General features: G+C 48.3%; 20 protein-coding genes and 2 tRNA genes. 15 read left to right on the forward strand and 7 right to left on the reverse strand.

Features of this window, described 5'->3' with window-relative positions; translation table 11 throughout:
* The first annotated feature begins 32 nt into the window (after positions 1 to 32).
* The 11 genes from KGI06_00415 to KGI06_00465 all read left to right on the forward strand — a co-directional run bounded on the left by KGI06_00415 (position 33) and on the right by KGI06_00465 (position 9,119).
* Positions 33 to 590: an AAA family ATPase gene (locus KGI06_00415; GenBank protein MDE1870688.1), complete on the forward strand. Its 558-nt coding sequence runs from the start codon at positions 33 to 35 to the stop codon at positions 588 to 590.
* 188 nt (positions 591 to 778) lie between these two features.
* Positions 779 to 1,726 (forward strand): 50S ribosomal protein L3, encoded by a 948-nt coding sequence (gene rplC, locus KGI06_00420; protein ID MDE1870689.1) that lies wholly within the window; start codon positions 779 to 781, stop codon positions 1,724 to 1,726.
* Positions 1,727 to 1,731: 5 nt separating this feature from the next.
* Positions 1,732 to 2,505: a 50S ribosomal protein L4 gene (gene rplD, locus KGI06_00425; protein MDE1870690.1), complete on the forward strand. Its 774-nt coding sequence runs from the start codon at positions 1,732 to 1,734 to the stop codon at positions 2,503 to 2,505.
* 11 nt (positions 2,506 to 2,516) lie between these two features.
* The gene (locus tag KGI06_00430) at positions 2,517 to 2,768 is read left to right on the forward strand and encodes a 50S ribosomal protein L23 (protein MDE1870691.1); all 252 of its coding nucleotides are present in this window, start codon (positions 2,517 to 2,519) and stop codon (positions 2,766 to 2,768) included.
* 4 nt (positions 2,769 to 2,772) lie between these two features.
* Positions 2,773 to 3,483, forward strand: coding sequence for a 50S ribosomal protein L2 (locus KGI06_00435; GenBank protein ID MDE1870692.1), 711 nt, complete (start codon positions 2,773 to 2,775; stop codon positions 3,481 to 3,483).
* Positions 3,484 to 3,487: 4 nt separating this feature from the next.
* Positions 3,488 to 3,880, forward strand: coding sequence for a ribosomal protein S19 family protein (locus tag KGI06_00440; GenBank protein ID MDE1870693.1), 393 nt, complete (start codon positions 3,488 to 3,490; stop codon positions 3,878 to 3,880).
* Entirely contained in the window at positions 3,881 to 4,597 is a 717-nt protein-coding gene (gene rplV, locus KGI06_00445) for a 50S ribosomal protein L22 (GenBank protein MDE1870694.1), read from the forward strand. It begins immediately after the preceding gene.
* A gap of 2 nt (positions 4,598 to 4,599) precedes the next feature.
* Positions 4,600 to 5,223, forward strand: coding sequence for a 30S ribosomal protein S3 (locus KGI06_00450; GenBank protein MDE1870695.1), 624 nt, complete (start codon positions 4,600 to 4,602; stop codon positions 5,221 to 5,223).
* 62 nt (positions 5,224 to 5,285) lie between these two features.
* A complete protein-coding gene (locus KGI06_00455) occupies positions 5,286 to 8,519 on the forward strand; it encodes a hypothetical protein (GenBank protein MDE1870696.1) in 3,234 nt (1,077 codons plus the stop codon).
* Between the two features lie 54 nt (positions 8,520 to 8,573).
* Positions 8,574 to 8,683, forward strand: a tRNA-Ile gene (locus KGI06_00460).
* 37 nt (positions 8,684 to 8,720) lie between these two features.
* Positions 8,721 to 9,119 carry an HIT family protein gene (locus KGI06_00465; protein MDE1870697.1) on the forward strand — a complete coding sequence of 133 codons (399 nt, stop codon included), beginning with the start codon at positions 8,721 to 8,723 and terminating at the stop codon, positions 9,117 to 9,119.
* Here KGI06_00465 and KGI06_00470 read toward each other — a convergent pair.
* The 4 genes from KGI06_00470 to KGI06_00485 all read right to left on the reverse strand — a co-directional run bounded on the left by KGI06_00470 (position 9,116) and on the right by KGI06_00485 (position 11,401).
* Positions 9,116 to 9,421: a ribonuclease P gene (locus tag KGI06_00470; GenBank protein MDE1870698.1), complete on the reverse strand. Its 306-nt coding sequence runs from the start codon at positions 9,419 to 9,421 to the stop codon at positions 9,116 to 9,118. The genes KGI06_00465 and KGI06_00470 overlap by 4 nt on opposite strands.
* Position 9,422: 1 nt before the next feature.
* Positions 9,423 to 9,947: a DJ-1/PfpI family protein gene (locus KGI06_00475; protein MDE1870699.1), complete on the reverse strand. Its 525-nt coding sequence runs from the start codon at positions 9,945 to 9,947 to the stop codon at positions 9,423 to 9,425.
* Positions 9,948 to 9,959: 12 nt separating this feature from the next.
* A complete protein-coding gene (pcn, locus tag KGI06_00480) occupies positions 9,960 to 10,703 on the reverse strand; it encodes a proliferating cell nuclear antigen (pcna) (GenBank protein ID MDE1870700.1) in 744 nt (247 codons plus the stop codon).
* Between the two features lie 107 nt (positions 10,704 to 10,810).
* Positions 10,811 to 11,401, reverse strand: coding sequence for a carboxypeptidase regulatory-like domain-containing protein (locus KGI06_00485; GenBank protein MDE1870701.1), 591 nt, complete (start codon positions 11,399 to 11,401; stop codon positions 10,811 to 10,813).
* Between the two features lie 235 nt (positions 11,402 to 11,636).
* Here KGI06_00485 and KGI06_00490 point away from each other — a divergent pair, with 235 nt between their 5' ends.
* On the forward strand, positions 11,637 to 12,293 hold the full coding sequence (locus tag KGI06_00490) for a hypothetical protein (protein ID MDE1870702.1): 657 nt from the start codon (positions 11,637 to 11,639) through the stop codon (positions 12,291 to 12,293).
* 36 nt (positions 12,294 to 12,329) lie between these two features.
* Here the strand turns inward: KGI06_00490 and KGI06_00495 are convergent.
* Both KGI06_00495 and KGI06_00500 read right to left on the reverse strand, forming a co-directional pair.
* A tRNA-Pro gene (locus tag KGI06_00495) sits at positions 12,330 to 12,402 on the reverse strand.
* Between the two features lie 16 nt (positions 12,403 to 12,418).
* Positions 12,419 to 12,940: a hypothetical protein gene (locus tag KGI06_00500; GenBank protein MDE1870703.1), complete on the reverse strand. Its 522-nt coding sequence runs from the start codon at positions 12,938 to 12,940 to the stop codon at positions 12,419 to 12,421.
* 72 nt (positions 12,941 to 13,012) lie between these two features.
* Here KGI06_00500 and KGI06_00505 point away from each other — a divergent pair, with 72 nt between their 5' ends.
* Positions 13,013 to 13,306 (forward strand): hypothetical protein, encoded by a 294-nt coding sequence (locus KGI06_00505; protein MDE1870704.1) that lies wholly within the window; start codon positions 13,013 to 13,015, stop codon positions 13,304 to 13,306.
* A 5-nt stretch (positions 13,307 to 13,311) separates the two neighbouring features.
* Here KGI06_00505 and KGI06_00510 read toward each other — a convergent pair whose 3' ends face one another.
* Positions 13,312 to 13,725 (reverse strand): hypothetical protein, encoded by a 414-nt coding sequence (locus tag KGI06_00510; protein MDE1870705.1) that lies wholly within the window; start codon positions 13,723 to 13,725, stop codon positions 13,312 to 13,314.
* Between the two features lie 96 nt (positions 13,726 to 13,821).
* On the opposite strand from KGI06_00510, the gene KGI06_00515 reads away from it, so the two are divergent.
* Complete coding sequence (locus KGI06_00515; protein ID MDE1870706.1) at positions 13,822 to 14,259, forward strand: hypothetical protein; 438 nt, start codon at positions 13,822 to 13,824, stop codon at positions 14,257 to 14,259.
* Between the two features lie 64 nt (positions 14,260 to 14,323).
* Complete coding sequence (locus KGI06_00520) at positions 14,324 to 14,947, forward strand: hypothetical protein (GenBank protein MDE1870707.1); 624 nt, start codon at positions 14,324 to 14,326, stop codon at positions 14,945 to 14,947.
* Positions 14,948 to 14,956: the final 9 nt, after the last annotated feature.

Genomic DNA, 14,956 nt, shown 5'->3' on the forward strand with positions numbered 1-14,956 from the left:
AAAAAAAAACTAATAATTGTTACGGTGAACTGGTGCACAATTACAAAAGCATAGTGATCTCTGGACTGCCGGCATCCGGCAAATCCACTTTAGTGAGGGCGCTAGCAAAGGATTACAACATGCCTACGTATTCGGCAGGGGACACGCTCAAGGCAATGTACGCACGAATGCACCCTGAAAAGGAAATAACATTCGAGGAATTTTGGAGGAAAATGAGCCTCGAGGAAAACAGGAAATTCGACGAGGGGCTCAAGGCAATGTTCGAGGATAACTCTCTCGTGGGCGATTCAAGATACACGTCGTACCTGGACAGGACAAAATGCATGCTTGTTTTTGTAAGCGCAGACATGAAAACAAGGTCGTTACGCGCCCTTCTCAGAAGCGAGTATGAGGGCATGACTGTTGAAAGCGTGTCAAAAGTGCTAAGGATGAGGGAGGAGGACGAGCTCAAGACGGGCATAGGGCTGTTCGGTATAGACTATAGGGATCCGGGGCAGTACCACATAACGATGAATTCTGGCATGCTCTCCATAAGGCAGGAAGTTGACACAATAAAAGCCGCATTCGAGTCAAAAACCATCCATCTGTGACGCATTTTCAAAAAGGCGTTATTTACTTCTGCAAATCGCCCCAAAAGCTAAGGTATATAAAAATATATACAAGAATATATTAAGCTGAATATAAAGCCTCGGAAGAAAACCATTACGGAAAGATCGGTAAAAGGGATCTTTTTTTAGGCACTTAATAAAACGCAAGGTCTATTATGCACAGAGGTTCTTTGCAGTATTGGCAGCACAGACGCGCAAGGGGGCGCATGCCCAGAGTGCGCTCTGCACAAGACGGCATAAAAGAGCCAGTCCTGGCAAACTTCGTTGCATACAAGGTCGGGATGGCGCATCTGGCGATGGTTGACGATTCAGAATCCCCGTCAAAGAACATGGAGATAAGCGTGCCATGCACGATACTGGAGGTGCCGCGTGTAGAAATGTACGGTGCAAGATTCTACACAAAAGACGAAAACGGATACAAGAAGATAGCCCTTGAGCTCCACGACAAGGAGGTCTCGAAGAAGCTCAAGGAAAAGAAGCTCAAGAACGACGAAACGAAGCTGGGCCAGATCAAGGATGGCATAGGCACATATTCGGCAATAACGGCCCTTCTTGTGGCTTACCCGAAGGACGTGAAGGTAGGGCAGCACCATACTATGAGGTTCGAATCTGCCATAGGCGGCACAAAGGAGGAAAAGCTCAGCTTCATAAGCGCTAAGCTTGGAAGGGAGGTAAAGCCATCTGACATATTCAAGAGCGGGGAGTTCATAGACATATCCTCGGTGACTAAGGGTAAGGGCTGGCAGGGAACCATCAAGAGGTTCGGGACTGCAAGGCTCTATCACAAAGCAACGAACAAGGTGAGGCACGTAGGGACGCTCGGCCCGTTCACCCCTGGAAAGGTTCTTTTCACCGTGCCGCAAGCTGGGCAGCTGGGATTCAACTACAGGACAGAGACAAACAAGCGCATACTCAAGCTAGGCAGCGCATCGGACGCAAAGGAAGTAAACCCAAAATCCGGGTTCATAAACTACGGCAACGTCAAGAATGACTACATAATAGTTAAGGGCTCTGTGGGCGGCCCTGCAAAAAGGCTTGTAAGACTAAGGAAGTCATCCACGAGAAACAGCAAGGGCATAAAGGAGCCCAAGATAAACCAGATATCAACTAACGCTTGATTTTCATGAAAGAAGCTGAAATACTATCATTGGACGGCAAGGTGAAGGGCAAGATGCCACTGCCGGGAATATTCGAAATCATGGTAAAGCCTGAGCTGATAAGAAGGGCTGTCATAGCCGAGAACACGAAGGCACTCCAGCCCCAGGGGCACTTCCCACTTGCTGGAATGCAGACATCAGCAAGGTACTATGGAAAGATGAACTCATACAGGAGCGGAAGGCACATGGGAAACGCCATAAGGCCAAGGCAGAAGCTCGGTGCTGGCGTACAGGGGCAGGTAAGGAGGATACCGTCTGCAACAAAAGGCAAAAGGGCGCACCCCCACCTGATAGAAAAGACGATGGAAGAGGCCATAAACAAGAAAGAGTACCAAAGAGCCCTTGCCAGCGCAATATCAGCAACCTGCCGCGCCGCAAATTCAACGCCCCTAATAGTTACCGATGACATAGAATCAATAAGCAAGACCAAGGAAATGCTGAAGGTTCTGGGCAGCCTTAAGCTATCTGAAGAAATAAACAAAGGCAAAAATTCCAAACTTAGGAAGGGGCTGAGGCGCTCCTCGCGTATGAAGCGATATCCTAAGTCGATATTGCTGGTTGTCGGCAAGGAAACCCCGGCAATCAAGTCCGCAAGGAACATAGCAGGGGTCGATGCATGTACAACTTCCACCATAACGGCGAACCTTCTGGCCCCTGGGGGAAATCCAGGGAGGGTAACAGTATGGAGCGAGAATGCCGTAAACGGCATAGAAGAGTCTATAAAGAAGCAAAGACCATAATGGTGTAATCAATGAGCATATTAAGGTATCCTCTGGCAACAGAAAAGTCCGTAGGCATAGTCGACAGGGGAAACACCATAACATACGTGGTGGACCAAAGGGCTTCAAAAAAGGAGATAAAGGCCGAATTCGAAAAGAGCTTCAACGTGAAGGTTAAGAGCATAAACATAATCAACATGCCGAAAAATGCCAAGAAGGCATTCATTAAACTGGCCAAGGGGTACAATGCGACCGACGTGGCGCTTAAACTGAAACTGGTGTAAACATATGCCTAAAAAGCTCAGACAGCAGAGGAGGGGCAAGGGAAGCAACGTGTACGGCAAGCTTCCTGGGACGTTTGACATCAGCGTAAGCTATCCTGGTTCTGGAAAGGACATTACCGGCGAGGTCATAGGGATGGTGAACCACACGGGCCATTCCGCGCCATTGATGGAGATACTCTACGAGGACATGGAAACAGGGTACCTGCTTGCGCCTGAAGGCATAAAGATAGGCGACAAGGTAAGAATAGGGAAGTCCCCCGATTATTCATTGGGCAGCGTGGTTGCTATAGGCGACATACCTGAGGGTACCCCGATATACAACGTGGAATCAAATCCCGGCGACGGGGGAAAGCTGGTGAGGAGCGCCGGCGGCACGGCATACGTATCAGTGCATCTGCAAGGCAAAACCACAATAACGCTGCCGTCTAAGTCAATGCTAACCCTGAAAAACGAATGCAGGGCCCAGCTGGGCGTTCTTGCATCTGGTGGCATGACAGACCAGCCGATAGTAAAGGCCGGGAAGAACCACTACATAATGCATGCGATAAACAGGACATGGCCGGTTATAAGGGGCGTAAAGATGAATCCTGTGGATCATCCGTTCGGGGGTAAGCAGCACCACAAGGGCAAGAGCAGCATGACTTCCAGGAATGCACCGCCAGGAAGGAAAGTGGGGCATATCGCAGCCAGAAGGGTGGGAAGGAGGAAGAGATGATATCATGGTAGAGAGGATCGCATTTAGGGGAATGACGCCAACGCAGGTATCCGACATGAGCTTTGAGCAGTACCTGAAGCTGGTCAATTCAAGGGAAAGGAGGGCCATAAAGAGAAACCACCTTGAATTCAAGGAGCTCAACGAAAAAATCGAGAAGTACAAGAAGAACGGGATAAGCAAGCCGATAAGGACCCACGTCAGGGAAGCGGTGATACTTCCTTCATGGATAGGGATGAAGCTCGAAGTACATTCTGGCAAGGAATTCAAGCAGTTGGTGATAACTGCAAACATGCTGGGCCACAGGCTCGGCGAATATGCATATTCAACGAAGCGCGTGCTTCACTCGGCTCCCGGAATAAGGGCAACAAGAGGTAGCAAGTTCCTTGCGGTGAAATAATTGAGGTATTCATACAATCTCGACAGGAAGGGGATAGTCTTTGCCAGCGGGCACGATATCAACGCGAGCTTCAAGGACCTGTGCGCGGTATGCGACGCAATAAGGTACAGGCCAGTCCCATCTGCGCTAAGGATCCTTGACGGCGTGATAGACGGCGGGATGGCCATAGAATTCAGAAGGCACAACAAGTACATGGGCTCAAGGCACGAGCTCCACGGGAAGAAGGGCAGGTATCCTAAAAAATGCGCGTCGATAGTCAAGAAGGTGCTTGTTAACAGCGCGGCAAATGCCAGGGGCAAGGGCGAGGACCCAGATTACATGTATGTGGTTCACGCATCTGCAAACAAGACATACGAGGTCATGCGAATACCGTCAAAAGGCACAAGGGCGGTAAGATCCGGCGGATACGGATATACGAAGATGCGAAGGAGCAATCTCGACTTTGCCAAGTTGGAAATAGGGATAGCTGAGAAGGGCAAGCTGGAGCTTGGGGCAAGGATGAAGAGGGCGCTCGCCTCGACGAGCAAAATGGAGAAGATAGTTGAGAAGCCGGCCGTAAACGCAAAGCAGCAGAAGAAAGAAACCACAAAGGCTACGGAAAAGCCTGCAACGCAAAAGAAGCCCCCGGAAGTCCCGAAGCCGGCAAAGGAAGCGAAGGCCAATAACAATACTGTAAAAGAAAGCGATCAAAAAGGCGATGGAACTAAAAAGGTGTAAACTTGGCAATAGAGACTAAATTCATAGACGATTCGCTCATAAAGCTGAACATATCAAAGTACCTTGGCAGGGAGCTGTCAAGGGCGGGATTCTCAAGGGTAGAAATACAAAAGACCCCAATACTCACCAGGATAACCGTATACGTGCTGAATCCCGGAAGGGTCATAGGGAGGGGAGGCCGCACGATAGACATCATAACAGAGGCAATAAAGACCAGGTTCAAGGTTGAGAACCCGCAGATAAACGTGATGAAGGTCGAGAACAAGATGCTTGAGCCGCTACTTGTGGCAAAGAACATAGCTGAGAAGCTGGAAAGGGGGATGAATGCCAGAAGGATAATACAGTCCACGCTCAGGGAGATAGTTGGCAACGGGGCCCTAGGCGCTGAGATAATAGCGAGCGGCAAGCTTGCAGCCAAGGGCGCCAGGGCGAAGTCCATAAGGAAGAGCCTGGGATACATACCGAAGGCCGGGGACGTGACCGAGCTCGTGAAGGAGGCCAATGCTACCGCATACCCGAAATACGGGGCTATAGGTGTAAGGGTAAGGATAGTTCCTCCCGGGACTGTATTCCCTGACAGGGAGATAAAGCCTATAGAGATTCCAAGATCTATACTGAACAGCTAAGCACGGGCCAAGGCTAATAATGCTTCGGCACATATCATCTATGGAAACAGGGTCGAATAAACATGGTACTAGGATTGTTTGCTGCCATTATCATATCGTTCTTTTCTATGTTCATACCTGGCCTTCTTCTTGCGCTTGCGCTTTTGAGAAAGACTGAGCTTCACATATTTGAGATAGTGGTAATCGGGTTCATATTCGGCCTCATAGCTCCGGCAACAATGACATGGGCCGAGTCGTACCTCATGAGCTACGTGCATGCCTTCTCGTTCTCGCTATCGCTTTTCGAGGCTAATGTACTTGCGCTTACGGTCGTAGGCGCAATCCTGTGCTACTGGCAGGGCGTCTTCAAGGACCTTTCATCAACGCTTCACGGCCTTTCGGGAATGCTCGGCGGCTCGCGGCCTTCAGCAGCCGACGGCAGCTCAAACCCCGAGGCAGAGACGAAGAGGCGCAGCAAATCAATGTGGTGGGTGTGGGCCATACTTGTAGCGCTCATGCTCATAACTTTCTATACCAGGCTGCAGAGCATAGTGATAGCCCCGAAGTTCTTCGAGTTCGATCCGTACTTCGACATGATAGACACACATTACATACTTACGTACGGGCACCAGCTGCTACTTGACCCATCCGCATGGCCTGTAGTTGCTGCAGGGACAAACCACCGGCTTCAGCCGCTGGTTCCGTACCTTGAGGCCTTCTGGTATACTCTAGTAAACGGGCTGCAGTACCACAAATCTGCGTTCAGCACCTCATTAATGAGCTACGTAGGCAGCATATACCCTCCAATAACTGCTGCTCTTCTTGTATTCTCCATATTCGTGCTCCTTTACCATGAATACGACGAGAGGATAGGCCTTATAGGCGCCGCCCTGACCGCAACGATGCCAGTACTTTTCACCACATTCATAGCAGGGGAGCAGCTCGTCGAGCCGTGGGGTATATTCGCTCTGTTCTTCTTCTTTGCAACCTATATGCTTGCCGTTAGAAACCCGAAGGACAAGAGGCTGGCAATACTCGCAGGTATAGCGTTCGCGTCAAACTTTTTGGGCGCACACTACTATACAGTAACAACCGGAGTCCTTGCCATATACATAATATTCGCAGGCCTGATAGACATACTGAGGGGAGAGTCACTGGCAGATTTCTACAAAATGAACGCGATAGTCATAGCAATAATAATACTGTTTTATGCGCTGTATGCGCCGTACCAGGCAACGCTGCAGAGCAACCTCTCGGGCGTACTGGGCATCCCGATAATAGTCGCCGCGCCGCTGTTCGCGTTGATACTCATAGCACTGCTTGACTTCATACCCAAATTCATGGCAAGCAAAAAGCTCATAATAAAGGAGGCCAACTTCATCAGCAGGCTCGGATTCATGGTAATAGTAGGCATACTCGCGAGCATAGCCATACTGTTTACCAGGATAGGCAATCCAATAAAGAACTACATAGAGATAAGCACCAGGTTCACAACCCCGTCGAAGCCGCTCTTCATGACAGTGCAGGAATTCATACCTACTGGTCCAACATACGCATTCGGCTCGCAAGGATTCGGGGCCCTAGGCGCTGGCATGCTCGGCGTTCCTATAATAATATGGGTCGTGTGCGTGATATCGATAATGCTAATATGCATGTCTATCGCCTTCAGGAAAAGCAAAACTGGAATACTATACATAGCAATAGCGCTGCCGCTGATGGCTGCGGGGTTCTCGGAGGTCAAGTACCTCCCGCATTTCGGAACCGCATACATAATGCTCTTCGGTATAATGCTCGGCGAATTGCTGTACATTGTCTCTTCAAATTACCACAAAATGGCAAAGCACAGGGACATACTCATAGGCATATCTGCTGTGATAGGCGTAACCTCCCTGCTGATAGGGTTCTCCCTATACAGCTTCGGCATAGCGGCAACGGTGAGCCTCGGTGTCCTCATACTCGCGCTTCTGATGCTTCTGGTTTACTTCTCCAGGGCAGAGCAGGAGCAGTACAGCATCAAGTCCATATACGAAGAGCACCCGCTTGCTCTCGGGCTTGTGCTTGTTGTAGGGCTGTTCTTCCTTTTCGGCCTTGCGTTTTCGATTGCAGCCATCGCATTCATACTGATATATTTATACGGGATCAAGCAGGAAAAGGGCAGGAACAACGCGGTGCTTGTAGTCGCATGCGTGCTGCTGGCCCTGTTCTCGCTTACATCCCACATGTTCCTGTACGGTGAAGGAAGCTCCATAATAGGCTCGATAAGCGCGCAGGTAACATACGCCACGAGCCCAGCAAGCGCATGCAACATACTGTCCAATGCGGGGAACAGCCTCGGATACAACTCCTACTGCAACACCATACCCCAATACTGGCTGAACGCAATGACATGGCTCCACATAAACGTAGGGCCAAACGCGCCTCGAGTCCTTGCATGGTGGGACTACGGCGACTGGATAAACTGGTTCGGCAACAGCAATGCGGTTCTCAGGGGGGACAACTCGGTCGCAACCGAGGACTATGCCGTCGCGGCGCAGTACGTCCTTGGCCCGAAATACAACTATACTCCCCAGAGGCTGGCGCAGTACATGAATGGAAACCAGACAAGGTACGTGCTGTTCGATCAGGACCTCATACAGAAATGGGGTGCGCTCAACTTCCTCGGCTGCGTCAACATAAACTCGACATCCGAGGCTTTCGCGCTCGCTCAGGGCAGGAGCAGCTCCCCTCCAGTGCCATACGTGCTGGGTACGTCCCAGTGCGAACAGGCACATGATCCCGAATTCGTGCTGCTTCCCCTGTCTGCACTGATACAAACAAACCAGTCGCAGAGCATCAACAACTACTGCATGATATCAAACAGCACAACCACATACATAAGCGGTTACCTTGTAATAGGCAACAGCCTAGAGAACAATACCGTTTGCGTCAGCAGCGCGCCCAATGCGGGAGGGGTTCTCGGCGTTTATACCACTACGGGCAAGAAGATGAACGCAGTCGTTCAGGCATCACAGTACCTGGGGGTGCAAAACATACAGGGAAGCCTTTACGTGGAATTCCTTATGATATACGTGCCTAACGGCCCGAATGGCACCATAACAGACGCGCCTTCAGAGTTCTACAACTCGAATTACTACAAGGGCTTCATACTCGGAGACCTTCCTGGATTCAGGCAGGTATATCCGCTAAACGCAACAGGCATAAACTTCATCAATGGCACTTATCCTGTAAGGATATTCGAGCTCGTCAACTACACGGGGGGATTGCCTCCGGTTCCTGCCAAACCATCATGGATAACGAACAACGACGTAATGCCGTGACCGCAGGATCAGTCAGATAGCGTTAAATATTTTGATTTTGTTAAATCATTCAACGGGCTTGTAGCTCAGCATGGTTAGAGCGACGGTCTTATAATTTTAAACTCCAACATGGGGTTTAATCAGAGGAAAGCCGTAGGTCGAGAGTTCAAATCTCTCCAGGCCCATTTATGGTCCAGGAATAGGATGCATGGTGATGCGCTGATGGATGACGAATGCATTTTCTGCAAGCTTGCGAAGGATAACCCGAAAACCATCTTTGATGATGGGAAATGCTACGTCATACCCGACAGGTTCCCGTCAGAATTCGGCCACTTGCTGGTCGTATCAAAGGACCACCACGAGAACGTGCTTGCGGCCCCGGACGAAACAGTGGGGCACATGTTCATAGTCGCAAAGAGCTACGGCCTTAAAATGAGGGAAAGGCTCGGCGCAAGCGGATTGACCATAACCACAAACACCGGAAGGGATGCAGGGCAGATCATATTTCACCTCCACATACACGTAGTGCCAAAATACCCCAAGAAGATAGAGGGGTTCGTGAAGCACAGGGAGCTGAGCGACGACGATGCCAAGAGGCTCAAGGACAAACTTAGCAATTAGTAAATTATCTTCTTCTCTGCGCCGCAGATCGTGCACCTGTAGATTATGCGCCTTTTGCTGCTGGCAATCCTCACCGACAAGCTGGCTCCAGGAACCAGGAGCGAGCCGCATTTCCTGCATATGTGCCTTTTTACCTCAATGCTTGGCTTAACCCTGTAGTGCCTGCTTATCTGCCCTATGAGCCTTACATACCTTTCGGAGAGCTCCGGGTCATCCTTGTATGCCTCTTTTGCAAGCGCGTACAGCAGCTCCATCCTCTCGAGCGCTATACTTTTGACGATTCCCGAATTCTTCACCGCCATATCAAGTTACTCCCATACTCTCGAGTATCTTGAGCATTGATTCCTCTATGTCGCTAGATTTCCTTATCGTTATAAGGTTGCCCGATATCTCGTATTCGTTGTCAGAAGGTATGCCATGAAAGAGGTTCACGAGGCGCAGCGTCTCCCTGTCGTCCGTGGAAAATGATACGCGCTTGTTCTTTATTATGTTGGCCCTTGCCGGTATCTTCGCGGCGTTGTTCACGCTCATTATGTACTTCCTGCTATTGTTGAATCCGATCATCAGGTCGAGCAGCGGCCTGTAATCATATAATTTATAGGATTCTATTCCCGTACCGTCTATGAGCACTATGCCGTCGTACTCCGACGGCGATATCTTGGAGGCGTGTATGTCCGGCGTGTAAACCGCGCCGTGTATGCCTGTGCACCTGTTTGATGTATAGCTTGATATGCTGTACTGTATGCCCCACTTGTCGAAAAACAGCTTTATCAATGAGACTGACTCATCCCTAAAATCCTTCGGCGTTATGATTATTAGGAATCTCATTCGAGAATCACATCAGTTTTCCATGTAAGGCGCAAGATAGTAGGACACATTCGCATCCCCTATGCTGTAGTCTATCTTTATCGGCTCCTCAGTCTTTATCGACAACATCATCGATGAGTTTGACGGGCATGCGCTTATCATCCTTTCCAGATAATCCAAATTGAACGTGGCCGAGGAAGACTTTGAGGTGTCTATCTTCTTTATGACCTCTGCATTGTTCATGTGCTCCTCCTCAAGCTCTCCCGCATCGCCCTTTGCAACGACCACAAAAGAATCCTTGTCAGTCTTGAACCCCACGTGCGTAGAAAGCAGGTTCGCATCCTTGAGTATCTCCTTCAGGGGATCCGACTTGACTTCCACTACGGAATCGAACTCTATTTTCGGCTCCTTGTCGGCGTCCTTCTTGACGTCAATCATTGGCAGCCTGTATCGCCTCCTGCTGTTCTTGCCTATGAACTCCACAAGAAACTTGCCGTTGCCCTCCTTCATGACGAGCTGCTCCCCGCTCCTTGAGCTGGCGAGGATCTTGCCGAAGTTTTCCAGGTTGAGGCCTACTGTAGAGGGCTTTTCTATTTCGTATTTTGCAAAGGCCTTGTTCGGGATGAAGAAGGATATCATGCTTATTCCGGACGGGTCCATTGCCTTCAGGGATATGCCCTCCTTGGATATCGTAAATGATCCCTCGTCTATCAGGCTTACTATCGAATCAACACAATTCTTCCAGTATCGTGCGTCATCTATCTTTATCTCAAACATACAATCACACAAATAGTCATATTTATTGTGCAGTAAAAGAATAAAAAGCCATGCGCTGGCATGGCAAAGGCTTATCTTCCATTCGGTGCGCGAGCCAGCCCTTATGTCTACTGCTGCTTCTTGTCATCCTTTTTCTCGTCCTTGGGCTGCGCCTTGGCACTCTCCGGCTCCTTCTGCTTTCCAAAATTCTTTCCGTTAAGCGCGAAATAAGCCACTATCACAAGTATTATGATGAGCACTATTGCTCCGCCAACGACAAGCGCCGTTTTGTTGCCGTTCGACGAGCTGTTTTGCCCGGTTTGGTTGTTGGATTGCTGCGTTGTTGTGGGCAAGGCGGTTGAGCTCACTGTCGAGTTTGCCGTTATCGTAGATGGCACTGTGGAGTTTACCGAGTGCCTGTTTGCTGTGCAGTTGGCCGGCGAGGAGCCAGGCTTGAGCAGGTATGTATTGAACTGGTACGCCCCATTCTGATGATATGATGTAATGAACTTTATTGGCATATAATTGGGCTTTGAGACAGTGACATTCCAGCTTCCGGAGCCAAGGAGTAGTATATATCCGCCTGTCGAGTTAGTTATGTTGGTGGTGTTGCTGTTATATGGTGCCGAAACCACTGCGCCCACGATCGGATTGCAAGTGCTGCCGTCTATAACATTACCGTAGAGGGTGAACTGCGATGCGCCTACCGAATACGACAACGGTAGAAAATACGATACAAATATACTTGCTACTAAAAGCAACGAAATTGACCTAAACTTATTATTCTGCATAGTTTGTACACCTGCTTATACTTTAATTTACACGAGTCCTTTATAATCCTTTTCATTTATTTTGGAAAAATCACTCTATGCTTTTCTAATGGCAAAAATGCCGCAGTTGCAGCGATAAACAAAGGAATATATCACTTTCCAAATCAATTATAATGGGAATTGAATGAATGGCATACTAGCGGCAATAATAGTGGTAGTTGTTATAGCAATCATAGTGATAGGGTATACTGTATTCTCTGGCAGGCAGTCTGCAATATCCACCACGACGGTGCAAAACCAGCAACAGAATACTAGCACTTCAGCGTCCTCGATATACACATCAACGATAACGGGCAACAGCACCAATTCCACCATGCCTTCCAATAGCGAAAACAAGACAATTACGATGACCCAGGTAATATCGACGCTTGGAACTGGCTGGACAGCAGCGGCGCAGTACAGCTACGGCACATCCAACATCACGCTCCCTTACGGGCCCCAAAGGCATGTATTAGGTTATGGGATAGCAAACTTCAGCAAGGGCGGGACGTTCCTATCCACTGAATGGATAAGGTTCGCGAACGGCAGCAGTGCCATAAACTACATAAACTCCACGTTCAATCCTCCATATCCTATTTCCGAAAGGCAGATGGGGAGCTCCGGCAACGCCACGTATGTGCTGTATTCCGGCGATTCAATAAACAACGGGCAGGCCGCACTGACACTTGGGGCATACTACAAAAACTATGCTATACTCATAATAAACAACGGAAGTACATTCCCAAAGGCGCAGGCAGAGCAGCTGCTGAACTACCAGGTTACGGATCTCAATGTTACATAAAGGCAGTATAACTGCTATGGCTTGGCGCTAAAATCACGGGGCTGCCGAGATTTGAACTCGGATAACCAGAACCCGAATCTGGTAGTCTGCCAGGTTAGCGTACAGCCCCAAAATAAGCTTGTAAGTCAACTGTTAATAAAGACCTTGTTCGTTATCCCGAACCTTCCCCTTTTTATTATCTCCTTGTTCTCAAGGCTTTTCAGTATCCTATGGATCTTCACTTTCGAGAAACCGGACTTTATCACAAGATCCGATTGAAGTGCGCCATCAGGATACTCCCTTATTAGCTCCATTATCCTCTTTTCAGTATCGTTCAGGAATGCATTCAGGATCTTCTCCTTGTGCTGGATAGCCCTTTTCCTGTTGCTTTGCACCATGTTCCTTTGTGCCGTGAGCTCGTCTATGTTGAGGAGTTTCAAACCCGCCATTATCAGCAGTATCCCTCCTACGAGCGGTACAAGGAAAGAGAACACTATCCTGTCAATGTTGCTTCTTACGTATGCAACGGCATGGGACGAAAGCATGCCCCCTGAGAAGACGAGAACGTCAACCCCTGTAATCAAAGCCGTAACTATAAGGAGAACGCCTACGGATGCGGCAATCATCGCAAAGTTCTGTATACTTTTATATTTGGATCTATGCTCCATGACAACCAAGCTGCTATAATGATTAATAAACTTATTTTTATATATAGTTAACATTTGGCAGATATGAATTAAATGAACAGCAATATAATCCTGAAGCAAAAACAAATAAAAATACTTGTCGCGCTCAAGGACAATTCACAGAACTGGTACATATCGACGCTTGCAAAGGCCTCAAGCACCACGTATGTCCACGCGTGCAATTTCCTTGCCACGTGCGAGGCGTTGGGGATAACATCCAGCGAGAAGCACGGCAAGCTAAAGCTCATAAGGCTTACTGAAAGGGGCGCGAAGATCGTAGAACTTATAATCGGGATAAATTCGCTGGTCAACTCGCAGCAGGAGCAGCAAAAGCCCGCCGAGCAATAAACCGATCATACCAACTCTATCAGGACTCTTTTTTTTATCGCATTCAATACATGTGCATAATCCCTGTAATGGGCTATTGTGGTGAGCGCTATGGTGTACTCGCCAGCGTCGGATCCTATGCTGCTGTATATGCCGAGGCTAACCTCCTTCTGCTCGCCAGGCTGCATCTCCCCAATCCTTATCTCCCTCTGCTTTGATACGACCATCTCGTCAAATCCGACTTTCCCTGCAGATTCCGCCACCACTGAGGTTAGCAAAATATCCTTTGTGAGGTTCTTTACCTTTATGTTAAGCGTTGCGGAGCTCGCCTTCTTTGCGTATAGCCTATAAGGTATTAATTCGGTGGATACGCTGTAGGGCGGCCCCTCTGTTATGCCTTTCGCTGAATCTTTTTTTCCAAATATGTTCAAAATTCCCATAGTATCCACCAATGCTGATTATTTCTATTGTTTGAAATCTTTATATACTTTATTATTGTATATTAAGTAGGTCAACTACAGGTTGTAGGACATTATATGCCTATAAAGTATAATCTAACGAAATATGATATACTCGCGGAAAAAATTCACGAACTTTCACAGAAGAGAGATACGCCATTTAGCAAGGACGAAGAACTTCTAAGAGCAAAAGCAATACTCATAGCATCTTTCGATTCTGCGCATTCATACCAGACAAACAAAATAATAACGAGCGGCAATGTCATAGAGCTGCTTAATTCTGATTACATAAAAATGGAGCATGCAGATGCGCGCTCAACGAAGTGGAGGAACGTTAAAAATACTGACATAGAAGAGGTTGCCCACACAAACATAAACGGGACTTTTCCTTTGTGGCTGCGCTCCATATGTGCCGACAGGGAAACCTGTGAAGGGTACAGGTATGCATGGGGAATGCTGCAAAAGGAATTCGCTGCAGAATGCGATGGCATAACATTGCAGAGGCAGCAACACTAATTAATCTACTAAATTCCTGTACAACATATATAAATAAATTCTCTAGGAACTTTAAACTGATAGAATGCATAAAGGCGCACATAGGGGGCACGGCGGATTTGTGACTTGCGACATCCTGAGAAAATCAACAAGTCACATGAAGGAAAGCATATCCATTCCGCTAAAGGATGAATATGCAATAGAAAATGCCCCAAATCCGATATCAGAAACCATAAAATCCGTAAAAAGGCTGAATACACCGCACTTTACGGATTTCCTGGATGGGATCAGGATAAGCCTTAGCAGTACTGAATTCAATAAGCTGGCGGATTACGATGCGCTCCAAATCTGCATCTCGAGCCCAGAAGGCGTAAAATCGACAATATCCAACGCGTACTACTATGCAAATAAGGGTGATGTGAGAAGCTCCACAAGCTGGTTCCATACATACGTGCACAGGCCCATACTGGAGATGGTATTGGAAGATCTTGGAAGCAAAAAAAGAAAAGAGGATGATATAAGCATATTCTTGAACGAAATCAAGCCATTCCTAATCAAAGAAAAATTATTGGCTGCCGTGGGGACCGGGCCGGAAATCAGGGAGAGAACGCTGTGGAATGACATAAGGGTGCAGTTCGGGGATCATTTGGGGTTGCAGGTAATCGACAACATCGAATTCCTCAGGAAGGCAAAGATCATACCCCCGTGAATTACAGGA

Source organism: Candidatus Micrarchaeota archaeon, from assembly GCA_028866575.1.
In the GTDB taxonomy this organism is placed as follows: domain Archaea; phylum Micrarchaeota; class Micrarchaeia; order Micrarchaeales; family Micrarchaeaceae; genus UBA12276.